The following is a 16695-nucleotide window of genomic DNA, read 5'->3' on the forward strand; positions in this document are numbered from 1 at the left end:
CACATGATGTCGCCGTCACTGCTGTGCCTGATTCTGATGCTCCTGTGCGGGATCAGCCTGAACGCCCGGGCGGTGCTCGACGAACCCATCAAACCGTTGCCTGCCGTGCCGCAACTCAATCCATTGCAGGTCGAACTGGGGCGTCAGCTGTTCAATGAAACGCGGTTATCAGCCAACAACACGCTCTCTTGCGCCCATTGTCATCAATTGCACAAAGGAGGGGCTGATTCGGTCGCATTTTCCGTGGGTGTTCTGGGCCTTCCGGTGTCGGTGAACACCCCCAGTATTTTCAACGCAGCGCTGAACTTCAGCCACTTCTGGGACGGGCGCAGCATGACCCTGCAAGCCCAGGTGCACGAAGCGGTGCAAAGCCCCGGCGAGATGGGCGGCGACTGGAGGGACGCGGTACAAATGTTGGCCGCCGATGCCGCCTACCGGGCGTCATTCGAGAAGGCGTACCCGGACGGCGTAACCGAAACCAACGTAAAAAATGCCCTCGCCACCTACGAGCGCACGCTAATCAGCAGCAACTCGCGTTTCGATCAATACCTGCAAGGCGATACCGGGATCCTCAGCCAGGAAGAAAAATATGGCTACCAGCGTTTCAAAAGCAGCGGCTGCATTGCCTGCCATCAGGGCGTAAACATCGGCGGCAACATGCTGCAGAAATTCGGCGTGATGGGCGATTATTTCAAGGCCCGCGGCAATCCCACGCCGATTGACCTGGGACGTTTTCGAATCACGCGGGACGACATGGACCGCAACGTATTCAAGGTGCCTAGCCTGCGCAACGTCGCCGTGACCGCACCGTACTTTCATGACGGCTCGGCCCAATCCCTCGAAGAAGCGGTAGAGGTCATGTTCAAGTATCAGCTGGGGCGCATTCCGTCTGCCGAGGACAAAACGCTGATCATCAAGTTTCTCAAGACCCTGACCGGTGAATGGGAGGGCAAACCGTTATGAACATGTCCCGCGGGCGCAGCCTGATACTGCTCAGCGTCGTCGCTGTTCTACTGGCCTCCACCCTGCTGTTTTTGTACCTCAAATCGAACTCGAAACAGACATCGACCTACGCCGAGTCCCGAGACGTGATCGGCCGCATCAAACAGCTGAATGCGCAATGGGAGTTACAGATCCTCAAAGCCAGGATCGCTACCGATCCCAATTACGATCGTCTGGTGATGCCATTGGCCGAGATGACCGAGTTGTGGGAGCGCTTCGACGCCATGGAATCGAATCACGGCCGCAACGTCGCGCCGGTCTGGCGCGCCAGTCACGCAGCCTACAGCGATGCACTCGCGGAAAAAATCCGTCTGGTAGAGCAGTTCAAATCCCACAACGCCCTGCTGCGCAACTCACTGGCTTTTCTGCCGGCCGCCGAAGACGACATCCAGGGGCAACTCGCTCAACTCGTCGATGGCGACAAACTGCAACTGCAAAACATCGCCACCGACACTTACGATTTGCTACTGAGCAGCCTCGAGTTCGCGCAGGTCACTTCCGACGAAAAAGCCGCCGACATTTTGCTGGGTTTGAACAAACTGGCAGTAAACAAACTGCGCTTGCCCGGGCAGTTTCATAGCCCGATCGACATTCTCAGCAACCACATCGCGCTGATCCTGCGCGAGCAACCGGTGGTCAACGATCTGCTCGAACGCATCGAAGCGATCCCTGTTGCCGAACGTCTGGACGAAATCATCCGCTTGCTGAATTCGGATCAGCAGCAGGCTGACGCGATCGACCAGCGCTACCACTTCCTCATGCTGTTGTTTTCGGTACTGCTGGTGTTGTTGCTGGTGTACCTGGCGATTCACCTGATGCGCAGTTTCACAGTCATTCACCGGGTCAACAAAGACCTGCAAACCGCCAATGACGAGCTGGAATTGCGGGTCGAAGAACGCACGCGCGAACTCAAGGACACCCAAAGCGAACTGCTCGCCACCGCGCGCCTGGCCGGCATGGCAGAGATCGCCACCAATGTGTTGCATAACGTTGGCAACGTGCTCAATAGCATCAACATTTCGGCTGATCTGGTCAGTCGCAAACTGCGCGGCAGCAAAGCATTGGGCCTGGGTAAAGCCATGCAACTGATCAATGAACACCCCGATGACCTCGGGGCTTTTCTAAGCCGCGACGAGAAAGGCCAGTTAGTGATCAGTTACCTCAACCAACTGGTGGACGCCATTGCCGTTGAGCAACGCGACATGGCTCAAGAGCTTGCCCAGTTGAGCAAAAGCGTCGATCACATCAAGGACATCGTCTCCACTCAGCAATCCTACGCCGGCGCCAACAGCCTCATGGAACCGCTGAACATCAGCGAATTACTGGAGGACGCCCTGCGCATGAATGCCGGCGCGCTGACCCGGCATCAGGTCGTCGTGGTCAAGGATTACAACGAAGTGCCGCCGGTAATGGGCGACAAACACCGTTTGCTGCTGATTTTGATCAATCTGATCAGCAACGCCAAATACGCCATGTCGGACCTCAGCAAACGTCCCCGACACATGACGCTGGGTGTCAGGATCGTCGACGGTACGACCCTGCAGATCAGCGTCAAGGACGACGGCGAAGGCATCGCTGCGCAGAACATGACGCGCATCTTTGCTCATGGGTTCACCACCCGCAAGGAAGGCCATGGTTTCGGTTTACACAGCTGCGCCCTGGCCGCGATCGAAATGAACGGGCACCTCAGCGCCCATAGTGACGGCCCGGGCAAGGGTGCCTGCTTCACCCTGCAGATTCCTCTGACCCCAGTGCCGGTGGAGGCGTGACGGGAGCGGATACCAAGTGACTACCTGAAAATCCTGCTTCGCCTGAGCCCAACTCGCAGGTCGTGGTCGAGACATTCAGTAATAGCGGTGTTTTGCAATTCTCCGCAATTCGCGCCACCCTGCGCGCCGCCGATGTGTGGCGCACTACCTTTGGCGCCGGCAACGGCTCATTACTCAATACCCGTTCACGAGCCCGCCGCCATGACATCTGACCGCGATCACCGCATCGACTTTTTTCGAGGCCTTGCGCTGATCTTCATCTTCTGGGATCACGTGCCGCACAATCCGCTGGGGCAAATCACCCCGCGTAATTTCGGCTTCAGCGATGCAGCCGAGATCTTTGTCTTTCTCGCCGGTTATGCGGCCGTTCTGGCGTACGGAAAAATCCTCCAGCGCGACGGTTATCTGATCGCCTGCGTGAAAATCCTGCGCCGCGCCTGGGTGCTCTATGTCGTGCACATTTTCCTGTTGGCGATGTTGATGGGCATTGTGTTTTTCGCCAACAGCCACGTGGAAACCCGCGACCTGGTCGAGGAAATGGGCCTGCAACATTTCATCACCAACCCTCAACAGGCTCTGACGGACGAGTTGCTGCTGCGATTCAAACCGAACCTGATGGACCCGCTGCCGCTGTATATCGTGCTGCTGGCGGGCCTGTCGCTGGTCTTGCCGCTGATGATGCGCAATGCCTGGGCAGTCGTCGCGGCATCCCTGACGGTGTATTTGCTCGCGCCTGGGTTTGGCTGGAACCTTGCGGCGATCAAGGACGGCGTCTGGTACTTCAATCCTGTGACGTGGCAGTTGCTGTTTGTGCTGGGCGGATTCGCCGCGATTCAGGGTCAGCGGTCGCGCTTGGCGCAGACTCGCCCGGTGTGGTGTCAGCCGATGTTCGTGGCGGCGGCGTTGTACGCGTTGATGGCCGGGATCATTACGCTGCTATGGCGCTGGCCGGACGTTCATGATGTGTTGATGCCGGCGAGTTTGAGTCATTGGTTGTACCCGATCAGCAAGACCGATCTGTCGCCGGTGCGGTTGCTGCACTTTCTGGCGATCGCTTATGTCACTGCGAAGCTTTTGCCGGGCAGTGGCTGGACGCAGAACTGGATGGCGCAGCAGAGTTGTCGCATGGGGCGTTATTCGCTGGAAATTTTTTGCCTGGGCGTGCTGCTGGCGCCGTTGGCGGACATGGTCAATGCGATGGCCAATGATGCGGTCCTCATGCGGGTGCTCACGGCGTTGGTGGGTGTCGGATTAATGGCGTTGCTGGGAGCCTGGCTGGATTTCAACAAGCGCTTGAATCGCTCGCTTGGCGCGGTGGCGGCGTGAGTGAGCGCGGTGATGAAGGCTCGCGGTCATCCATCCCTATAGGAGCGAAGCTTGCTCGCGAAGGCTTTCCGTCAGGCGACTTTGGATTTGTGGGTGTATATCCGTTGTTGGGGATGAGCATGGGGTCCATCTGAGAAACCGCACAGGCTGGTTTACGCCTGCCACGCCCGATCGCAACCCGAGTCTGACGCAGGCTGCGCCAGCTGCTATAAGGGTTTTGTGTTGCTGCGCAGATTTGGCGCAACTCCCACGAGCCAGGTCGGCTATCAGGCCGCCTCGGCGCGCCACCGGAGGTCAGGGGCAAGAGCACCTGGTTACTTGGTGCTTCTCCAAGTGACTCGCTGTAAAAGCGAAACCAATATCAGTAGCAACCTCAGCAACGGATATGTACACCAGCAAAAACCACTCAGACCGAGGCCCCTCGCAGAAACACCTCAACTCAATCCCGCAAATCCGACTCATGAATCGGCTGATCCCGATGCGTTGCTCGCTGATACTGCGCCGGCCAAATCGCATTGCGCCCGCCCAAATCATCATCTGCGTGTAACGCCCAGTAGGGATCGCGCAGCAACTCACGCGCCAGGAAAATAATGTCCGCCTGACAGGTGCGCAAAATATGCTCAGCCTGCGCGGGCTCGGTAATCATTCCCACCGTGCCGGTTGCAATGCCCGACTCTTTGCGCACGCGCTCGGCAAAACGCGTCTGATAGCCAGGCCCGGTCGGAATCTCCGCGTTGGCCGCGGTCCCCCCCGAAGACACATCAATCAAATCCACGCCCAAGTCCTTCAGCCGCCGCGCCAGCTCAACGGTTTCATCCGGATTCCAGCCATCCTCGACCCAATCGGTAGCCGACACCCGCACGAACAGCGGCAACTCTTCGGGCCACACCGCACGTACCGCTTCAGTCACCCGCAGCACCAGACGAATACGGTTTTCAAACGAACCGCCATATTGATCGCGTCGCTGATTGCTCAGCGGTGAAAGAAATTGATGCAGCAGATAACCATGCGCCGCATGAATTTCCACCACCTTGAAACCTGCCGTCAGTGCCCGCTTCGCCGAGTAGACAAAAGCCTGGATAACCTCGGCAATCGCCCCGTCGTCGAGTTGCCGGGGCTGAGTATGCTGCGGGTCAAACGCGATCGGTGAAGGGCCGACCGGGGTCCAGCCACCGTCATCCGGTTTGACGCTGCCATGCTTGCCCAGCCACGGCCGAAAAGTGCTGGCCTTGCGCCCGGCGTGCGCCAATTGAATGCCGGCTACCGCCCCTTGAGCGCAGATGAAACGGGTAATGCGTTGCAGGGGTTCGATCTGTTCGTCATTCCACAGACCCAGGTCTTCGGCCGTGATGCGACCGTCGGCAGTGACCGCTGTGGCCTCGGTGAAAACCAGACCGGCACCGCCGACAGCGCGACTGCCGAGGTGGACAAGGTGCCAGTCATTGGCCAGGCCATCGACGCTGGAATACTGGCACATCGGCGACACCGCGATGCGGTTGAGCAGCGTCAATTGGCGAAGTGTGTAAGGTTCAAGCAGCAGACTCATGGGGCACCTCTCGAATCAGTGGGCAGGCTCCAGGGTTCTGTTTGAAAAGTCGCCGAGTGACAGGAAAGAAGGCACAGCACCCGCCCCCGCGGGCAAAAAATCGACAAGACGTCACAAGGATTTCAAGCAGTGCCTAGAGCCTAGTCGACATCGGGGGATGAGCGAGGTTTCATAGAGCTTCGGTGTGAGGGAAATTGCTTTCGCGGGCAAGCCCAGGGCAAGCCCGCTCCCACAATGGATATGCGTCGAGCACAAAACCAATGTGTGGAGCGGGCTTGGTCGAGAAGGCCTTAACGCGGTTCGATGTGGGCAATCATCAACTGCACAGTTTCATTCCCGCGAAATTCGTTGAGGTCCAGCTTGTACGCCAACTCCACCCATTTGATGGTCGGATTCGGCCACACCTCGCGGTCGATGCCGAAAGCGATGCCGTCCAGTTTCACCGCACCGCACTCGCTTTTGAGCACCACTTTCAGGTGCCGCTCGCCAACCACCCGCTGCTCAACCAATTGAAACACCCCATGAAACAGAGGCTCGGGAAAATGCTGGCCCCAAGGCCCGGCCTGCCGCAGGGCACGGGCCAATTCCAAGTGGAATTCTTCGACCGCCAGTGTACCGTCCGACAGCATTCTCCCGGTCAGGTCTTCTTCGCGCAGTTGCCGACGCACTTCTGCATCAAACGCTTCGGCGAACAGCGAAAAATTGGCTTGCGGCAAGGTCAGACCGGCCGCCATGGCGTGACCGCCATATTTGCTGATCAGGTTGGGATGCTGCGCCGCCACCACGCTCAGAGCGTCGCGAATGTGAAAGCCTTGAACCGAACGCCCTGACCCTTTGAGCAAGCCGTCTCCCGCATCGGCGAAAGCAAAAGTCGGACGGAAATAGCGCTCTTTCATACGCGACGCGAGGATTCCGATGACACCCTGGTGCCACTCCGGATCGAACAGACACAAACCGAACGGCATGGAATCGACCGGCAAATCCTTGAGCTGTGCCAGCGCTTCACGCTGCATGCCCTGTTCGATGGATTTGCGATCCTGATTCATGCCATCGAGTTGCACCGCCATTTCCCGCGCGAGCGCTGCGCTGTCGGTCAGCAAACATTCGATGCCCAGACTCATGTCATCCAGCCTGCCTGCGGCATTCAGACGCGGGCCAAGGATAAAGCCCAGGTCGGTGGACGTGATGCGCGCGTGATCCCGCTTGGCCACTTCGAGGATTGCCTTGATGCCCGGCCGAGCACGCCCGGCGCGGATCCGTTCCAGCCCCTGATGCACCAGAATGCGGTTATTGGCGTCCAGTGGCACCACGTCGGCAACACTTCCCAATGCCACCAGATCAAGCAGTTCACCGATGTTCGGCTGCGGCTTGTTGTCGTACCAGCCGAGACTGCGCAATCGCGCACGCAAGGCCATCAGCACATAGAAAATCACCCCGACGCCGGCCAGCGCTTTGCTCGGGAATTCGCACCCTGGCTGATTCGGATTGACGATGGCATCGGCCAACGGCAACTCATCGCCGGGCAAATGGTGGTCAGTGACCAGCACTTGAAGGCCAGCCAGTTTCGCCGCGGCCACACCTTCGACACTGGAGATGCCATTGTCCACCGTGATCAGCAACTGCGGCGTACGCGTGAGCGCCACTTCGACGATTTCCGGGGTCAGACCGTAGCCATACTCGAAGCGGTTCGGCACCAGATAATCGACATGAGCCGCGCCCAGCAATCGCAAGCCAAGTACGCCCACGGTGCTGGCTGTGGCGCCATCGGCATCAAAGTCGCCGACGATCAGAATCCGCTGCCGCTGCTCCAGTGCGGTCACCAGCAAATCCACTGCGGCATCGATACCTTTGAGGCGCTGGAACGGGATCAACCGTGCCAGGCTCTTGTCCAGCTCGGCTTCGGACTGCACGCCCCGCGCCGCGTACAGACGGGTCAGCAGCGGCGGCAAATCACCGAGGAATGGCAGGGTGTCGGGCAACAGGCGAGGTTCGATGCGCATGGGGTGACAGGAGCTTCTCTTCAATACGTAGGATAAAACCGGATGAGGTGGCGAAAATTCAGCCGCGTTCGCCGCTCAGCCACTGCAACTGGACTTCGTGTTGGCCGCGATCGTCGGTGACGAAAATCGTCCCTTCGCTGATCATGACGTCCCACTTGATAACGCGGGGCATGTCTTTGGCCAGGGTTTCCAGGACTTCCTGGGGCACGGCCGCGATGTGCACGTTCTTCAGGTTCTTGATCGCCGGGATCACCTTGGTTTCCCAGACGCGCAGGCTGCCGTACGCCAGCAGACTGGTGCGCTCGGTGCGGCGCGAGCACCAGGTCAGACGATCGGCGTCAGGCTGGCCGACTTCGATCCAGTGCAGAACGCGATCATCCAGGCTCTTTTCCCACAGCGCGGGTTCGTCCACGTCTGACAGACCGCGGCCAAACGACAGTTGTTCGTTGTACCAATAGGCGTAGGCCAGCAGCCGCACGGTCATGCGTTCTTCGGTTTCCGAAGGGTGACGGGCGATGGTCTGCTTCACGCTCTCGTAGACGCTGCGGTCGAGGTCGGTGAGGTTCAGTTCGAACTTGTAGGTGGTGGACGGCTGGGCCATGAACGGGCTTCTTGATACGTGGAAAGGCGGCAAGTCTAACCGATGCAGCCGGTAATCATCGAATAGAAGGCGATCAACCCCAAGCGACTGACGACGGGCTGTGCTAAAACGCTCTACCCGCCAACCAAAGTCTTACAGGATCCAGCATGCCGTTCGCCGCCAAACCGCTCACAGGCCTGAAAGTCATCGAATTGGGCACCTTGATCGCCGGACCGTTTGCCTCGCGCATTTGCGGCGAGTTCGGTGCCGACGTGATCAAGGTCGAGTCGCCCGACGGCGGTGATCCCTTGCGTAAATGGCGCAAGTTGTATGAAGGCACGTCCTTGTGGTGGTTCGTTCAGGCGCGCAACAAGAAGTCCCTGACGCTGAACCTGAAGCACCCGCAAGGTTTGGCGATCCTCAAGAAGTTGCTCAGCGAAGCCGACATTCTGATCGAGAATTTTCGCCCCGGCGTGCTGGAGAAACTCGGTCTGGGCTGGGACGTTCTGCACGCTCTCAACCCCAAACTGGTGATGGTGCGGCTCTCGGGCTTTGGCCAGACCGGGCCGATGAAAGACCAGCCAGGCTTCGGTGCGGTCGGCGAATCCATGGGCGGCCTGCGCTACATCACCGGTTTCGAAGACCGACCGCCAGTCCGCACCGGCATTTCCATCGGCGATTCGATTGCCGCGCTGTGGGGTGTGATTGGCGCGCTGATGGCGCTGCGTCATCGCGAAGTTAACGGCGGTCTCGGCCAAGTGGTCGACGTGGCGCTGTATGAAGCGATTTTCGCCATGATGGAAAGCATGGTCCCGGAGTTCGACGTGTTTGGCTTCATCCGCGAACGCACTGGCAACATCATGCCCGGCATCACGCCCTCTTCGATCCACACCAGCGCCGATGGCAAACATGTGCAGATCGGCGCCAATGGCGATGCGATTTTCAAGCGCTTCATGCTGCTCATCGGCCGCGAAGACCTCGCCAACGATCCGCTGCTGGCCAGTAATGACGGACGCGATAGCCGGCGCGACGAGCTCTACGGCGTGATTGATCGCTGGGTCAATTCGTTGCCGCTGGACAGCATTATCGAGCAACTGAATCAGGCCGACGTGCCGGCCAGCCGTATCTTCAGCGCTGAAGACATGTTCAGCGATCCGCAATACCTGGCGCGCGAGATGTTCCTCAAAGCGAAGCTGCCGGATGGCAAAGATTTCAAGATGCCGGGCATTGTGCCGAAACTGTCCGAGACACCCGGCAGTTCGCAATGGGTCGGACCGCAGTTGGGCGAGCATAATGCGCAGGTACTCAACGACCTTGGCTACGACTTGCAGCAGATCGCGAAGCTTCGCGCAGACGGAGCCATTTAAGCTGAAACGCCTGCTTGCCTGCGCGGCACTCAGCCATCGCACGCTGGCAGTTTTGATGCTGCTCGCCACGCCAGCCTCGTCAACGATCGCGCAACCCAAGGAGACGCTCGTCTGGTTGCTGCGCGATCTGCCGCCGCTGATGATTTTCGAAGGGCCGCAGAAGGGTCGGGGCGTCATCGATCGATTACTGCCGCTGTTGATTGCGCGGATGCCGCAATACCAACACACCCTGATGCGGGTGAATCGCGCGCGTGGTTTGCAAATGCTTCGGGAGCCCACACTCACCTGCGATGCGGCGCTGAACCGAAGCAAGGAACGCGAGCAGTGGATCGCGTTCACGGCGCCGGTTTTTCGAGCGATGAGTAACGGCCTGGTGGTGCGGCGCAACGATCAGGCATTTCTCAAACCCTTCATCAAGGAGGGCGAAGTCGACGTGGCGGCAGTGCTGGCCAAAGGTAGCGAGACTCTCGGCATCATTGCCGGGCGCAATTATGGCGAACACCTCGACGCGCTGATCGAACAGGCCCCGCCCACCTCGCTGACGCTGCACTACGGCAACGATGCCCTCGGCAGTCTGTTGCAGATGCAGCGTCTGGGGCGTTTGCGAATGCTCTTGGGTTACCGTCCCGAGATTCGCTACCAGGCCCGACAACAGGGAATTGCCGAAGATGAATTGCAGTTTTTTCCGATTCGCGGCACGGGCAAATACCTCTCCGGCTACATCGGCTGCAGCGCCACAGCGCAGGGTCGCCAGGCAGTCCGGGAGATCGATCAACTGCTGCGCACCTTGCCTCGCGCTCCAGTGAGCGAGGCCTACGCCGCTTGGCTGGACCCGGAAAGTCGCCAAGATTATCTGGAAGACAGCCGGTTGTTTTTTATCGAGCGGGACGGGCGGTGACAAATCGCAGGCAAAAGAAACCCCGAGAAGTGGGGAGACGACTCGGGGTTAAACGTGGCCTACAAAAGACCAGTAACAACAGGCTCCAGGCACCGGAGCACAATGCTTGATCCCGTTGTTACATGCTCTGACTAACGCGAGCGCGGGAAGTTTCCTACAAAAAACAAATCAATTACGGCCAGCCAGCACCTTGTCCTGGGCGGCATTTCGCAACGCTGCAATCACGCAGGGTTCCAGGCGTCCTTCAGCGATCATCAGATCACGACGCAAACCGTCGACCACGTCCGTGAGCAGGCGTTTGTCGCTCAGTTGTACCTGGTTGAATTCGCGTTCGACCACGATTGCGCCTGTTGCGCTCTTGAGAGTCACAAGGCATTCGCCCTGTGCGCCCGACGGCGTCAACGAAACCTGATACGGGCTCAGAGCCTCACCGAGCAATAGACTGATACTTTCCATCTCGATCACCACTCAATAGTCCGAAAACAATGTGCCAGGGGCGTGTCCACAGTAAATGACCACCGGCCCGGGAGGAAAGTTCTGGATTCCCGCTGCGAGCGCTTCGGCGTCTCTGCTTGGTTGAGCATGCACGGTGAAGATGACAGGGAAAAAACAGCGACAGCGCGGTTTGGCATACACGTGTGTGGAGCGAGCCTGCTCGCGATGGCTTTGTGGGCGACGTGGATTTTTGAGGGTGTACAGATCCGTTGCTACGGTTGGGGCCTGCGTACGCAAAACCTGTAAGAGCCGAGCTTGCTCGCGATGGCGGTGTGTCGGGCGACGTTTGTTTTGAAGGTGGGCAGATCCGATATTTTGGTGATGGCTGGTATTGGTTTCGCCCTGACGGCGAGTCACTTTGGAAAAGCCTACGCGGCCCGGCGCAAAGTAACCAAAACGCTTCGCCTGCCGCGCAGGACTCCAACTCGACACATCACCTGCAGCTGGCGCAGCCTGCGTCGGGAGGCTGAGTGGAGGTTCTGCGCAGTGAGAAACTCGGCATGGATGCCGGGTTAGCTGCCCCCGGCCATGGATGGCCGATGGCAGCGGGCCCACGGAGCAGGACCGGAGCGAAGGCATGGCGAGCCTACCCGAGCCACCGGACGTCAGGGGCAAGAGCGCTTGGTTACTTGGGGCCGGGCCGCGCAGGCTTCTCCAAGTGACTCGCTGTAAAAGCGCAACCATTTCAGCAGCAACCGCAGCAACGGATATGTCTACCGACAAAACTTAAGCGCCCATGCATAGCCGCGCCGGCAGGCAGCTCCCACGGTGGACCGAGTACAGACAGAGCTTCACAAGCGCCGGCTAAAACCAGTCAGTCAAACGTACAAGTCAAAGCGGCTTCCCACGATTCCCATGCTGGCCAACAAACGCCTGCACTGCCTTCAAATCATTTGGCAACACCGTGCAGCGCTCATTTCGTTCAAACAGATCCGTGAGATGCACCGGCAACTCCAGCGCTTTCCCCACGCCTGCTTTCAACACAGCGTCCGGGAATTTGACCGGATGCGCCGTGCCCAGGATCACCATCGGAATATCCAGACTGCGACGGCATTCGCGCGCCGCTTTCACGCCGATGGCGGTGTGCGGATCCAGCAGCTCACCGGTCTGCGCGTAGACTTCTGCAATGGTCTCGCAGGTCTGAGCGTCATCGACGGCCAGCGAATCAAACAGCTTGCGAGCCTCGGTCCAGCGCTCCTGTTCAACGCTGAAACCACCACCCTGGCGGAAGCTGTCCATCAAACCGGCAATCGCCGCGCCGTTGCGACCGTGCAGGTCAAACAGCAGACGCTCAAAGTTCGACGAAACCATGATGTCCATCGACGGCGACAGCGTGGCGTGCAGGGTTTCCTTGACGTACTGATTGCCGCTCATGAAGCGGTGCAGAATGTCATTGCGGTTGGTGGCGACGATCAACTGATTGATCGGCAGGCCCATGTTGCGCGCCAGGTAGCCGGCGAAGATGTCACCAAAGTTGCCGGTGGGCACCGAGAACGACACCGAACGAGCCGGACCGCCCAACTGCAGGGACGCGTGGAAGTAATAAACGATCTGGGCCATGATCCGCGCCCAGTTGATCGAATTCACCGCGACCAGGCGGGTGCCCTTGAGGAAGCTCTGGTCGGCGAAGCTCGCCTTGACCATTTCCTGGCAGTCATCGAAGTTGCCTTCAATGGCGATGTTGTGGATGTTCTCGCCGAAGATCGTGGTCATCTGCCGACGCTGCACCTCGGACACACGGTTGTGCGGGTGCAGGATGAAAATGTCGACGTTCTCGCAGTGCTTGCAGCCTTCGATGGCCGCCGACCCGGTATCGCCCGAGGTGGCACCCACGATCACCACGCGCTCGCCGCGTTTCTCCAGCACGTAGTCGAGCAATCGACCGAGCAGTTGCAGAGCGAAATCCTTGAACGCCAACGTCGGACCGTGGAACAACTCCAGCACCCATTCGTTACCGTTCAGCTGACGCAGCGGTGCAACGGCGCTGTGCGAAAACACGCCGTAGGTTTCTTCGAGAATTTTTTTGAAATCGGCATCGGGAATGCTGCCGGTCACGAACGGGCGCATCACCCGGAAAGCCAGTTCGTGATACGGCAGACCGGCCCAGGAAGCGATCTCTTCGTGGGTAAAACGTGGCAGATTTTCCGGGACGTACAGACCACCGTCGGTGGCAAGACCGGTCAGCAGGACATCTTCGAAATTAAGGGCCGGTGCCTGGCCGCGAGTACTTATATAGCGCATAAGAGCAAACCTTCGGTTTTGCTTCAAGCCGCAAGCTACAAGCTACAAGTGAAAAACGGCTTTGCTCTCACTTGCAGCTTGCAGCTTGAAACTTGCAGCTGCTGTTAATTCAGATGTTCGACACGAATCCGCACAACCGGCCCGACTACGTCCGCCAACGCTTCAAGAGCGGCGATCGCGTCGTTGATGTGCTGCTCAAGCACGCGGTGCGTGATCAGAATCATCGGCACCAGGCCGTCGTGTTCTTCGACTTCCTTCTGCATGATCGACTCGATGTTGATGCCGCCCTCCGAGAGAATGCTCGCAACTTGCGCCAGCACACCCGGATGATCCTTGGCCTGAATGCGCAGGTAGTAAGCGCTTTCGCAGGCCTCGATCGGCAGGATCGGGTGCGCCGACAGCGAATCCGGTTGAAAGGCCAGGTGCGGCACGCGGTTTTCGGGGTCGCAGGTCATGGCGCGTACTACATCGACCAGATCGGCGATCACTGATGAAGCGGTTGGCTCCATACCCGCGCCGGCACCGTAGAACAGGGTCGAACCGGCGGCATCACCATTGACCATCACCGCGTTCATCACACCGTTGACGTTGGCGATCAGGCGATCGGCCGGGATCAGCGTCGGATGCACGCGCAGTTCAATGCCGCAAGCAGTGCTGCGCGCCACACCCAAGTGTTTAATGCGGTAGCCCAGCGCTTCGGCGTAGTTGACGTCGGCGGTAGTGAGCCGGGTGATGCCTTCGGTGTAAGCCTTGTCGAACTGCAGCGGTATGCCGAACGCGATGGAGGCGAGAATCGTCAGCTTGTGAGCCGCATCGATACCCTCTACGTCGAAGGTCGGATCAGCTTCTGCATAACCGAGCGCCTGCGCTTCGACGAGGACGTCCTCAAACGTACGACCTTTCTCACGCATTTCAGTGAGGATAAAGTTGCCGGTGCCATTGATGATGCCGGCCACCCAGTTGATGCGGTTGGCGGACAGACCTTCACGGATCGCCTTGATCACCGGAATGCCACCGGCCACGGCCGCTTCGAACGCCACGATCACGCCTTTCTCGCGAGCCCTGGCGAAAATTTCATTGCCGTGAACGGCGATCAGCGCCTTGTTCGCGGTGACTACATGTTTTCCGTTCTCGATCGCTTTGAGTACCAGCTCGCGGGCAACGGTGTAGCCGCCCATCAGCTCTATGACGATGTCGATCTCAGGGTTCGTGGCCACATCGAAGACATCGTTGGTAATCGCAATACCGGTCGTCTGGAACTGAGGCTTTGGCGTGCGCATGGCAATTTGTGCCACTTCGATTTCACGCCCGGCACGACGAGCAATTTCCTCGGCGTTGCGCTGAAGTACGTTGAAGGTTCCGCCACCGACGGTCCCTAACCCACAGATGCCTACTTTGACCGGTTTCACTGTGAACTCCCCATGAAACGGCCGACTCAAGGCCGGCCGTGAAAACAGCCGCATGCTCGCGGCTCTCTATTGATGGCCCGGCAAAACTGCCGCCGGACCATGATCGTCAAGGCTGCCCGTGACGATGCGAATCTACTTCGCGCCCAGTGCCAGTTTGGCGACTTGTGGCGCAGGCTGGTAGCCCGGAATGACCTGACCGTCAGCCAAAACGATGGCCGGTGTGCCGTTCACGCCGATCGATTGGCCGAGGGCAAACTGTTTGGAAACCGGGTTATCGCATTTGGCGGCTTTGATTTCCTTGCCGTCGACCATCTTGTCCATCGCGGCTTTCTTGTCTTTCGAGCACCAGACGGCTTGCAGCTGCTCGTCACCCGGCGAACCCAGGCCCTGACGCGGGAAGGCCACATAACGCACTTCGATGCCGCGCTTGTTCAGCTCGGGCACTTCGGCGTGCAGCTTGTGACAGTACGGGCAGGTGGTGTCGGTGAAGACGGTGATGTGCGATTTGGTCTCGCCAATAGCCGGGTAGACCACGGTTTCCGCGAGGGGGATTGCGTTGACCAGTTTGGAAACGCCCAGGCGCTCGGTTTTCTCGGTCAGGTTGACCGGTTTGCCGTCCTTGAGCTGGAACATGTAGCCCTGAACCACATACTGGCCATCGGCGCTGGCGTAGAGCACCCGGCTGCCTTGCAGCTTGACTTCGTACAGGCCCGGCAACGGGCTGGCGGAGATGCTTTCTACCGGAACTTCGAGCTGGAGGTTTTCCAGGCTTTTACGGATGGCTTTGTCGGCCGCGTCATCGGCGACGGCAAAGGTGCTGACCAACGCAAGGGCTGCGGCGGCGAAAATCTGGGTCAGACGCATGAGAACTCCTGAAGACGGACAGATGGGTCGATCAGAACGCCGGTGCCGAAACACCGGGTCACAACCGCCCACCGTGCAAACCGGCAAAGCCTATCACATAAGGCTGGCGGGGCCGAATGCGGGTGATTAGAGAAATCCCCCCCCGATGTATGACGTTTTGTGTAGCAGCCGGACGCAGGCTTCGCCAGCTGCTACAAGGCCCGCGTTATCCACGCGGATGATGTTTGGCATGCAGGTCCTGCAAGCGTGCGCGGGCGACGTGGGTGTAGATTTGTGTAGTCGACAGATCGCTGTGACCGAGCAGCATTTGCACTACGCGCAAATCGGCGCCATGGTTGAGCAGGTGCGTGGCGAAAGCGTGGCGCAAGGTATGCGGTGAGAGCGACTTGCCGATCCCGGCGACCTTGGCCTGATGCTTGATTCGATGCCAGAACGTCTGGCGAGTCATCTGCTCGCCGCGCAGGCTGGGGAACAGCACGTCGCTGGGACGTCCACTCAGCAGCTCGCCGCGCGCGTCGCGCATGTAGCGCTCGACCCAGACAATCGCCTCTTCGCCCATAGGCACCAGCCGTTCCTTACTGCCCTTGCCCATCACCCGCAGCACACCTTGACGCAGATTGACCTGTTCCAGCGTCAGGCTGATCAGCTCCGTCACTCGCAAGCCACAGGCGTAAAGCACCTCGAGCATGGCACGGTCGCGCTGACCGATGGCCTCGCTCAGATCGGGTGCCTTCAGCAGCGCTTCCACATCCGCCTCCGACAAGGATTTGGGTAACGGCCTGCCGAGCTGAGGCATATCAACGCGTAACGTCGGATCGGCTGCGATCAACTTTTCTCGCAGCAGATAGCGATAGAAGCCACGCACGCCCGAGAGGAATCGCGCGGTGGAACGGGGTTTGTAGTTGTGCTCCAGGCGCCAGGCCAGATGATCGAGGATCAACTCACGACCGGCGTTGATCAGCTCCAGACCCTTGTCCTGCAACCAGCCATTAAATAGCGCCAGGTCGCTGCGATAGGCTTGGCGGGTGTTATCGGACAGACCTTTCTCCAGCCACAGAGCGTCGAGAAACTGGTCTATCAGCGGATGATCAATGGCAGGCATAAGGGCTCAGGCAGGACCGTGTCACGGTCAGGAAGATAAATCGCGGGCAACAAAAAAGCAGCCCGCAGGCTGCTTTTTTCTGCATCGGAAAGCTGG

Annotated in this window: 13 protein-coding genes; 5 read left to right on the forward strand and 8 right to left on the reverse strand. The window is 59.1% G+C overall.

Going from position 1 to position 16695, the window contains the following annotated elements; translation table 11 throughout:
• Positions 1-6: 6 nt before the first annotated feature.
• The 3 genes from ACYZT1_RS20020 (at position 7) to ACYZT1_RS20030 (ending at position 4097) form a co-directional block, all read left to right on the forward strand.
• Entirely contained in the window at positions 7-963 is a 957-nt protein-coding gene (locus ACYZT1_RS20020) for a cytochrome-c peroxidase (RefSeq protein ID WP_462019291.1), read from the forward strand.
• Positions 960-2771, forward strand: a complete 1812-nt coding sequence (locus ACYZT1_RS20025) for a DAHL domain-containing protein (protein WP_462016373.1) — start codon at positions 960-962, stop codon at positions 2769-2771. Before ACYZT1_RS20020 ends, ACYZT1_RS20025 begins: the two co-directional genes overlap by 4 nt.
• A gap of 201 nt (positions 2772-2972) precedes the next feature.
• Complete coding sequence (locus ACYZT1_RS20030; protein WP_462016374.1) at positions 2973-4097, forward strand: OpgC family protein; 1125 nt, start codon at positions 2973-2975, stop codon at positions 4095-4097.
• A gap of 439 nt (positions 4098-4536) precedes the next feature.
• Here the strand turns inward: ACYZT1_RS20030 and ACYZT1_RS20035 are convergent, their stop codons facing one another.
• The 3 genes from ACYZT1_RS20035 to ACYZT1_RS20045 all read right to left on the reverse strand — a co-directional run bounded on the left by ACYZT1_RS20035 (position 4537) and on the right by ACYZT1_RS20045 (position 8244).
• Positions 4537-5643: an NADH:flavin oxidoreductase/NADH oxidase gene (locus ACYZT1_RS20035; protein ID WP_462016375.1), complete on the reverse strand. Its 1107-nt coding sequence runs from the start codon at positions 5641-5643 to the stop codon at positions 4537-4539.
• A 290-nt stretch (positions 5644-5933) separates the two neighbouring features.
• The gene (gene recJ / locus ACYZT1_RS20040) at positions 5934-7643 is read right to left on the reverse strand and encodes a single-stranded-DNA-specific exonuclease RecJ (RefSeq protein WP_462016376.1); all 1710 of its coding nucleotides are present in this window, start codon (positions 7641-7643) and stop codon (positions 5934-5936) included.
• A gap of 58 nt (positions 7644-7701) precedes the next feature.
• Positions 7702-8244: a YaeQ family protein gene (locus tag ACYZT1_RS20045; protein WP_462016377.1), complete on the reverse strand. Its 543-nt coding sequence runs from the start codon at positions 8242-8244 to the stop codon at positions 7702-7704.
• A gap of 146 nt (positions 8245-8390) precedes the next feature.
• On the opposite strand from ACYZT1_RS20045, the gene ACYZT1_RS20050 reads away from it, so the two are divergent.
• Both ACYZT1_RS20050 and ACYZT1_RS20055 read left to right on the forward strand, forming a co-directional pair.
• Entirely contained in the window at positions 8391-9590 is a 1200-nt protein-coding gene (locus ACYZT1_RS20050) for a CaiB/BaiF CoA transferase family protein (RefSeq protein WP_462016378.1), read from the forward strand.
• A complete protein-coding gene (locus ACYZT1_RS20055; RefSeq protein WP_462016379.1) occupies positions 9517-10488 on the forward strand; it encodes a TIGR02285 family protein in 972 nt (323 codons plus the stop codon). The genes ACYZT1_RS20050 and ACYZT1_RS20055 overlap by 74 nt, the downstream gene beginning before the upstream one ends.
• 168 nt (positions 10489-10656) lie before the next feature.
• On the opposite strand, the gene ACYZT1_RS20060 is transcribed toward ACYZT1_RS20055, so the two are convergent.
• From ACYZT1_RS20060 to xerD, 5 genes are all read right to left on the reverse strand, one after another.
• Entirely contained in the window at positions 10657-10944 is a 288-nt protein-coding gene (locus ACYZT1_RS20060; RefSeq protein WP_462016380.1) for a DUF3509 domain-containing protein, read from the reverse strand.
• Positions 10945-11814: 870 nt separating this feature from the next.
• Entirely contained in the window at positions 11815-13224 is a 1410-nt protein-coding gene (gene thrC / locus ACYZT1_RS20065; RefSeq protein ID WP_462016381.1) for a threonine synthase, read from the reverse strand.
• A gap of 104 nt (positions 13225-13328) precedes the next feature.
• The gene (locus ACYZT1_RS20070; protein ID WP_462016382.1) at positions 13329-14633 is read right to left on the reverse strand and encodes a homoserine dehydrogenase; all 1305 of its coding nucleotides are present in this window, start codon (positions 14631-14633) and stop codon (positions 13329-13331) included.
• Positions 14634-14765: 132 nt separating this feature from the next.
• Positions 14766-15497 (reverse strand): bifunctional protein-disulfide isomerase/oxidoreductase DsbC, encoded by a 732-nt coding sequence (dsbC, locus tag ACYZT1_RS20075; protein ID WP_462016383.1) that lies wholly within the window; start codon positions 15495-15497, stop codon positions 14766-14768.
• 205 nt (positions 15498-15702) lie between these two features.
• Entirely contained in the window at positions 15703-16599 is an 897-nt protein-coding gene (xerD, locus tag ACYZT1_RS20080) for a site-specific tyrosine recombinase XerD (protein WP_462016384.1), read from the reverse strand.
• Positions 16600-16695 lie beyond the last annotated feature (96 nt).

The organism is Pseudomonas sp. PB3P13 (genome assembly GCF_054897735.1).